Annotated in this window: 9 protein-coding genes; 7 read left to right on the forward strand and 2 right to left on the reverse strand. The window is 67.0% G+C overall.

The window, feature by feature from the left end:
• Window positions 1–585 (forward strand): uroporphyrinogen decarboxylase family protein (locus RMO30_RS03390; protein WP_309709518.1); only part of this gene is annotated, 585 nt, incomplete at its 5' end.
• A 26-nt stretch (window positions 586–611) separates the two neighbouring features.
• On the opposite strand, the gene ligD is transcribed toward RMO30_RS03390, so the two are convergent.
• Both ligD and RMO30_RS03400 read right to left on the reverse strand, forming a co-directional pair.
• Entirely contained in the window at window positions 612–1,667 is a 1,056-nt protein-coding gene (ligD, locus tag RMO30_RS03395; protein WP_309709521.1) for a non-homologous end-joining DNA ligase, read from the reverse strand.
• A complete protein-coding gene (locus tag RMO30_RS03400; RefSeq protein WP_309709523.1) occupies window positions 1,667–2,092 on the reverse strand; it encodes a VOC family protein in 426 nt (141 codons plus the stop codon). Before RMO30_RS03400 ends, ligD begins: the two co-directional genes overlap by 1 nt.
• A gap of 65 nt (window positions 2,093–2,157) precedes the next feature.
• Here RMO30_RS03400 and RMO30_RS03405 point away from each other — a divergent pair, with 65 nt between their 5' ends.
• From RMO30_RS03405 to RMO30_RS03430, 6 genes are all read left to right on the forward strand, one after another.
• The gene (locus RMO30_RS03405) at window positions 2,158–3,990 is read left to right on the forward strand and encodes a glycoside hydrolase family 15 protein (protein WP_309709525.1); all 1,833 of its coding nucleotides are present in this window, start codon (window positions 2,158–2,160) and stop codon (window positions 3,988–3,990) included.
• A gap of 87 nt (window positions 3,991–4,077) precedes the next feature.
• Window positions 4,078–4,407: a PadR family transcriptional regulator gene (locus RMO30_RS03410; protein ID WP_309709527.1), complete on the forward strand. Its 330-nt coding sequence runs from the start codon at window positions 4,078–4,080 to the stop codon at window positions 4,405–4,407.
• A gap of 2 nt (window positions 4,408–4,409) precedes the next feature.
• Entirely contained in the window at window positions 4,410–4,784 is a 375-nt protein-coding gene (locus tag RMO30_RS03415) for a DUF1048 domain-containing protein (RefSeq protein WP_309709528.1), read from the forward strand.
• Window positions 4,781–5,545 carry an ABC transporter ATP-binding protein gene (locus RMO30_RS03420; protein ID WP_309709531.1) on the forward strand — a complete coding sequence of 255 codons (765 nt, stop codon included), beginning with the start codon at window positions 4,781–4,783 and terminating at the stop codon, window positions 5,543–5,545. Before RMO30_RS03415 ends, RMO30_RS03420 begins: the two co-directional genes overlap by 4 nt.
• The gene (locus RMO30_RS03425; RefSeq protein ID WP_309709534.1) at window positions 5,542–6,315 is read left to right on the forward strand and encodes an ABC transporter permease; all 774 of its coding nucleotides are present in this window, start codon (window positions 5,542–5,544) and stop codon (window positions 6,313–6,315) included. Before RMO30_RS03420 ends, RMO30_RS03425 begins: the two co-directional genes overlap by 4 nt.
• An 88-nt stretch (window positions 6,316–6,403) precedes the next feature.
• Window positions 6,404–7,145, forward strand: a 742-nt coding sequence (locus RMO30_RS03430; protein WP_309709535.1) for an LLM class flavin-dependent oxidoreductase, incomplete at its 3' end; no start/stop codon positions are given.

The raw sequence follows: 7,145 nt of genomic DNA on the forward strand, positions 1-7,145 counted from the left end.
CGTGGGCTTCCCACGGACCGGACTCCGGTCTGGCTTCTCCGCCAGGCGGGCCGCTACCAGCCCGAGTACCGCGCCCTGCGCGCGAAGCACTCGATGCTCGAAGTCATCCAGACGCCTGAGCTCGCCACACAGGTGACGCTCCTGCCGGTCGAGTTGACGGTGTGGGATGTCGCAACCCAGACGGAGTTGTACCACGCGGTTTTATCGGGTGCGGGCGTCGGTTCGCTCCTCGTTGGGCTGTACCACGACGGGCAGCTCCGCCCGGTGGGTGGGGTCTCGGCGTTCAGCAACGCGAGGCGACTCGAGCTGATCGACGAATTGGCGCCCCTCGTCGAGGTGGGCGATGACGGCGTCGCGGTCACCGGCGAGAAGGAGCGCAGCCGCTTCTCGTCGGGCAAAGACGTGTCGTTCGTGCAACTCCGACCCGAGCGGGTGCTCGAGGTGCGGTACGACCAGATGGAAGCTGGGCGGTTCCGACACACGGTGCAGTTCGAGCGCTGGCGGCCCGACCGCGATCCGCAGTCATGCACTTACGACCAGCTCGAGGTGCCCGCCGCGTACGACCTCGACGACGTGCTGGAGTAGGTTTCGACACGCGCCTTCGGCGCTGCTCAACCGACGGGAGCAGTGGGGTTGCCGGCCTCGTCCCAGTTCTCGGCGACCTTCTTGCTGGGCTGCACGCGCGGGGGCTCGCCCGGCATCTTCGGGTAGTCCGGGGGGAACGACAGCTCGCCGAGTCCGTTGTCGAGGTCGCGCTGCCACCAGGCGAGCAACACGTCGATGCGCCCGGGCGCTGCGTGGAACGTCGCCCACGGGTCGCCGACGGTAGCGAGCCGCTCCGGAACCGTCAGCACGGTGAACTGCTTCGGGTCGCAGGTTTCGAGTTCGTCCCAGGTGATCGGCGTCGAAACGGGGGCGTGGGGCAGGGCACGCGGGCTGTAGGCAGCGGCGATCGTGCGGTCGCGGTTCGCCTGGTTGAAGTCGACGAAGACGCGTCTGCCGCGCTCCTCTTTCCACCACGACGTCGTGACGGCAGCGGGCATGCGGCGTTCCAGCTCACGTGCGGCGGCGATCACCGCGTGCCGCACGTCGAGAAACTCCCACAGCGGCTCGATCGGCGCGTAGAGGTGGATGCCACGGTTGCCCGAGGTCTTGATATACGACGTAAGCCCCGCTTCGCGCAACACGTTCCGCATCTCGAGGGCGGCGGGCACCGCATCCTGGAAGTCGGTGCCCGGCTGCGGGTCGAGGTCGATGCGCAACTGGTCGGGGTTGTCGGTGTTCCCGGAACGCGAGGGCCAGGGGTGGAACACAATCGTGTTCATCTGTACCGCCCAGACGATGCCTGCCGGTTCGTCGAGCACGACGAGCGGATGCGACCTGGCGCTCGGGAAGGTGACGGGCACGGAGCGCAACCACTCGGGGGCGCCCTTCGGCGGGTTCTTGGAGAAGAAGCTCTCGCCGTCGACCCCTTCCGAGTACCGCTCGAGGGCGACGGGTCGGTCGCCGTTCGCGGTGAGGAATGCGTCGGCGACCGCGACCGCGTAGTGTGCGAGGTCGAGCTTGGTGATGCCGACCTGCGACCAGAGCACCCGGTCGGGGCTCGACACCCGCACCTCCCGGGGCCCCTCGGGGCCGGGACCCTCGAGGATGACGGCGGTGGGCATCAGGCCGCGTCGGCCGAGATGTTGACCAGCCAGTTCACGCCGAACCGGTCGGTGAGCATCCCGAAACTCGCGCCCCACGGCGCAGTCGCGAGCGGTTCGGTGATCGTCGCGCCGTCACCGAGCTTCTGCCAGTAGCCACGCAGTTGCGCGTCGTCGTCGGCCAGCCCGCTCAACGAGATCGAGAACTGGTTGGTGCCCGCCGTGTAGTCCATGTGGCTGGGCACGTCGGAGGCCATGAGAGTGAACCCCGCGGGGGTTTCGAGCTGGCCATGCATGACGAGCCCGCGCTCGGCCTCCGGCACGTCGTCCATCCCGAGCTCGGCGAAAGAGCTCACGGTGAGTTCGCCCCCGAACACGGAGTGATAGAACTCGAGCGCCTCCTTCGCATCGCCGCGGAAGTTGAGGTAGGGGTTCAGCACGCTCATGGGGCCATTCTGCGCCGGGCCGCCGACCGTCGCTAGACCCCGGCGGCGGGATGTGAGGATGAGGGATGCCGCTCGCCATCGAGGACTACGCGCTCATCGGCGACTGTCACACGGCTGCCCTCGTCGGAACGGACGGGAGTATCGACTGGCTGTGTCTGCCCCGATTCGACTCGCCGTCGACGTTCGCCGGCCTGCTCGGCGACGATGAACACGGGCACTGGCGCGTTCGGCCCGTCGGAGCCGACCGATGCACGGACCGACGGTACGACGGCGACAGCTTCACCCTCCTCACCCGGTGGGTCACCGAGTCCGGCGAGATCGAGGTCGTCGACCTCATGCCGATGGGCGGGCGCAGAGCCGATGTCATCCGCAGAGTCCGGGGCGTGCGGGGCACGGTGCGGGTCGAAGAGGTGCTGCGCATCCGGTTCGACTACGCCGATGCGATCCCGTGGGTGCGCCAGTCCCGCTCGGAGGGCGGCACCGGCGAACGCGAACACGCCCTCATCGCCGTCGCCGGCCCCGACTCGGTCGTGGTGCGCGGGCCGCGCCTCGCCGCCGAGAACTTCGCGCACCGCGCCGTGTTCGAGGTCGCCGCTGGCCAGACGGTCGACCTGGTGCTGACCTGGTTCCCCGCGCACCGGCCCCCGCCGCCGATGCCCGACGTCGACGCCTGTCTCACCGAGACCCGAGCCTGGTGGACCCGCTGGGCGCAGCACCTGGCCGGAGACGGCCGCTACGCGGCGGCGGTGCGCCGCTCGTTGCTCGTGCTGCGAGCCCTCACTCACGAGGACACCGCCGGAATCGTGGCGGCCCCGACGACGAGCCTTCCCGAGAGCTTCGGCGGCGACCGCAACTGGGACTACCGGTACGTCTGGTTGCGCGATGCGTCGCTGACGTTGCAGGCGCTGATGCTCCACGGGTTCGTGGGTGAAGCCGAGGAGTGGCGCAACTGGCTGCTCCGCGCGATCGCGGGTGACCCGGCCGACGTGCAGATCATGTACGGGCTCGGCGGCGAGCGGAGACTGCCCGAGTGGGAGGTGGCGACGCTGCCCGGCTACCTCGGGTCGGCACCGGTGCGGGTGGGCAACGGCGCGTACACCCAGTTCCAGGGCGACGTCTTCGGAGAAATCATGCTCGCGCTCGAACAAGCCCGCCTGCTCGGCGTCGGCGAGGATCGCGTTTCTTGGCCGTTACAGATCGCGCTGCTCGGCCACATCGAAGCCAACCTCGAGCGTGACGACCACGGCATCTGGGAGATTCGCGGCACACCGAGGCGCTTCACCCAGTCCCGGGCGATGGTCTGGGCGGCCTTCGACTGCGGGATCCGGGCGGTGCGCGAGCACGTGCTCTCCGGCCCGGTCGACAGGTGGGAACGCATCCGCGACGACCTTCGGCGCGAAATCGAAGAGCACGGCTTCAATGTCGAACTCGGCAGCTACGTGCAGTACTACGGCGGAACCGAGGTCGACGCCTCGTTGCTCACGCTCCCCCAGATCGGGTTCGTCGACGCCGACGACCCCCGGATGCTGGGCACCGTCACCGCGATCGAGCGCGATCTGTTGCGCGACGGTTTGCTGCTGCGGTACCGGGTCGAATCCGGAGTGGACGGGTTGCAGGGTGACGAGCATCCTTTCCTCGCCTGCTCGTTCTGGCTGGTGCAGCAGTACGCCCGGTCGGGCCGCCTCACCGACGCTCATCGGCTGATGGATCGTCTTGTCGGGCTCGCCAACGACGTCGGCTTGCTGTCGGAGGAATACGACACCGAGCATCGGCGGCACGTCGGCAACACCCCACAGGCGTTTTCGCACCTCGCCCTCGTGCGGGCAGCTGACGCAATCACTCGAGCGACCGTTCTCACCGACACCGGGCCATTGCGGCTCGAGGATCCCGCCACCTAGTCAGCTAACTAGTGTTGCTATCTACCGGTACTCAGTGTTACTTTGTACCGGTACTCAGCAGCACTCAGTAGTTGGAAGGAGGCGCCCGTGCCGAAGCAGATCACCGAGATGCTCAAGGGAACCCTCGAGGGAATGATCCTCGCGATCCTTGCCGGTCAGGCCGCATACGGATACGAGATCACCGCCTGGCTCCGCGACCGCGGGTTCACCGACATCGCCGAGGGCACCGTCTACGCGCTGCTCGTCAGGGTCGAACAGCGCGGCCTCGTCGACGTCGAGAAGGTCCCGTCCGAAAAGGGGCCGCCGCGCAAGGTGTATTCGCTCAACGTCGAGGGACAGAAGGCCCTCGACGAGTTCTGGGGGACCTGGAGCTTCCTCACCGAACGACTTGAACAGCTCCGCAACGAAGGGAAATAGCCATGGCCAAGAACTTTCTCGAGCTGATCATCGGCTCATTCGACGACAAGAAGCAGTGGCGGGCGTACGTGGCGCGCGTCAAGGCACTGCCCGAGCAGTACCGAACGGCGGTCGACGCCATCGAGCGGTACCTCATGCACTCGGGCGACACCCCGGCGGATTGGAGTCGCGCAGCGACGATGTTCGACGACCTCGCCGAGCTGTTCGAACGCGCGGCGGCCGACGAGACCCCGATTCGGGACATCGTCGGCGACGACCCCCTCGAATTCGTCGAGGCGTTCGTGAGTACGTACTCCGACGGCGGCTGGATCGCCAAGGAGCGCGAGCGTCTCCGGGCGTCGATCGCCCGCGCTGCCGGCGAGGAGCCGGAAGAGTGAGCGCCATCCAGGTCTCGGGGCTCGAGAAGTCGTACAAGAAGCATCACGTGCTGAAGGGCGTCGACTTCGAGGTCGAGCGCGGCAGTATCTTCGCGCTGCTCGGCTCCAATGGAGCCGGCAAGACCACCGTGGTGAAGATCCTGTCGACTCTTCTCGGTGCCGACTCCGGGTCGGCGGAGGTCGCCGGCTTCAACGTCGCCACGAAGGCAGCGGATGTTCGCGCGGCGATCAGTTTGACCGGGCAATTCGCCGCAGTCGACGAGGTGCTCAGCGGGCGCGAGAACCTCATCCTGATCGCCCAGTTGCGGCACCTGCAGGATCCCGGCCGAATCGCCGACGACCTGCTCGCCCGGTTCTCGCTCACCGAGGCGGGCGGCCGCAAGGTCGCGACCTACTCGGGCGGAATGCGCCGTCGGCTCGACATCGCGATGAGCCTCATCGGCAACCCGCCGGTGATCTTCCTCGACGAGCCAACCGCCGGACTCGACCCTGAGGCACGCTTGGAGGTGTGGGCCACGGTGAAGAAACTTGCCGAGAACGGCACCACGGTGCTGCTCACGACGCAGTACCTCGAAGAGGCCGAGCACCTCGCCGGCCGGATCGCGATCCTCCACGAGGGCCGCATCATCGTGAACGGCACCCTCGCCGAACTCAAGAAGCTGCTGCCTGCAGCGAAGGTCGAGTACGTCGAGAAGCAGCCCACCTTGGAAGACGTCTTCTTCGCCGTCGTCGGCGGCAAGGAAACGGAGCAGAACGCATGAGCACCCACTTCGCGAGCGACACCGCGACACTGACCGGCCGGTCGCTGCGCCACATCCTGCGCAGCCCCGACACCATCGTCACCACCGCGGTCATGCCCATCGCGCTCCTGTTGCTCTTCGTCTTCGTGTTCGGCGGAGCCGTCGACATCGGAGCGGGCGCCGGCCAGGGCTCATATGTGAACTACCTGCTGCCCGGCATCCTGCTCATCACAATCGCATCAGGAATCGCCTACACGGCGTACCGGCTGTTTCTCGACATGCAGGGCGGCATCTTCGAGCGGTTCCAGTCGATGCCGATCGCACGGTCGTCGGTGCTCTGGGCGCACGTGCTGACTTCGGTTGTCGCGAACCTGGTGTCGCTTGCGGTCGTGGTGGGCGTCGCGCTCATCATGGGCTTCCGGTCGGGCGCCAGCGTGCTGGAGTGGCTCGCGGTCGTGGGCATTCTCGTGCTGTTCACGCTGGCGCTGACCTGGCTGGCCGTCATCGCGGGGCTCTCGTCGAAGTCGGTGGATGGCGCAAGCGCGTTCTCGTATCCGCTGATCTTCCTGCCGTTCCTCAGCTCGGCGTTCGTGCCCACGGAGTCGATGCCCGGCCCCGTGCGGTTCTTCGCCGAGAACCAGCCGGTCACGTCGATCGTCAACGCGATTCGCGCGCTCCTCGAGCAGCAGCCGGTGGGTGCCGACATCTGGGTGGCTCTCGCCTGGTGCATCGGCATCCTGCTCGTTGCTTACGTGGTCGCGATGATCACCTACCGCCGCAAGATCAGCTGATTCCGGTACCGAGCGGGGAATAGCGGGGCCACTCCGGCGTTACAGTGTATGCAAACGCATATAACTGGATACGTCAGGAGTGGTCCCCATGCAGTTCGGAGTGTTCTCGGTCAGCGACATCACACGCGACCCGGTCTCGGGCGAGACGCCCACCGAGGCCGAGCGCATCACGGCCGCCGTCGCGATCGCCCGGAAGACCGAAGAGGTCGGGATGGATGTCTTCGCGATCGGCGAGCATCACAACCCGCCGTTCTTCTCCTCCTCCCCCACGACCCTGCTCGCGCACATCGCGGCACTCACCGAGCGGCTCGTCGTATCGACCTCGACGACGCTCATCACGACGAACGACCCGGTGAAGATCGCCGAGGACTACTCGATGCTGCAGCATCTCTCCGGGGGTCGGATGGACCTCATGCTCGGCCGCGGCAACACCGCCCCCGTCTACCCGTGGTTCGGGCAAGACATCCGGCAGTCACTGCCGATGGCACTCGAGAACTACAACCTGCTGCACCGGCTGTGGCGTGAAGATGTCGTCGACTCCTCGGGTGAATTCCGCACCCCGCTGCAGGGGTTCACGTCGACGCCCCGCCCTCTCGACGACGTTCCGCCGTTCGTGTGGCACGGCTCGATCCGCACCCCCGAGATCGCGGAACAGGCCGCTTACTACGGCGACGGATTCTTCGCGAACAACATCTTCTACCCCCCGGGGCACTTCAAGCGGCTCATCGACTTCTACCGCCAGCGCTTCGAGCACTACCGGCACGGTACCGCCAAGCAGGCGATCGTGGGCCTCGGCGGCCAGGCCTTCATTGCGAAGAAGTCGCAGGATG

This window comes from Pseudolysinimonas sp., assembly GCF_031389465.1.
Lineage (GTDB): Bacteria > Actinomycetota > Actinomycetes > Actinomycetales > Microbacteriaceae > Pseudolysinimonas_A.

Coding starts and splice junctions, on each gene's coding strand:
- RMO30_RS03405 (WP_309709525.1), top strand. CDS start 2,158: ATGCCGCTCGCCATCGAGGACTACGCGCTCATCGGCGACTGTCACACG.
- RMO30_RS03415 (WP_309709528.1), top strand. CDS start 4,410: ATGGCCAAGAACTTTCTCGAGCTGATCATCGGCTCATTCGACGACAAG.
- ligD (WP_309709521.1), bottom strand. CDS start 1,667: ATGCCCACCGCCGTCATCCTCGAGGGTCCCGGCCCCGAGGGGCCCCGG.
- RMO30_RS03425 (WP_309709534.1), top strand. CDS start 5,542: ATGAGCACCCACTTCGCGAGCGACACCGCGACACTGACCGGCCGGTCG.
- RMO30_RS03400 (WP_309709523.1), bottom strand. CDS start 2,092: ATGAGCGTGCTGAACCCCTACCTCAACTTCCGCGGCGATGCGAAGGAG.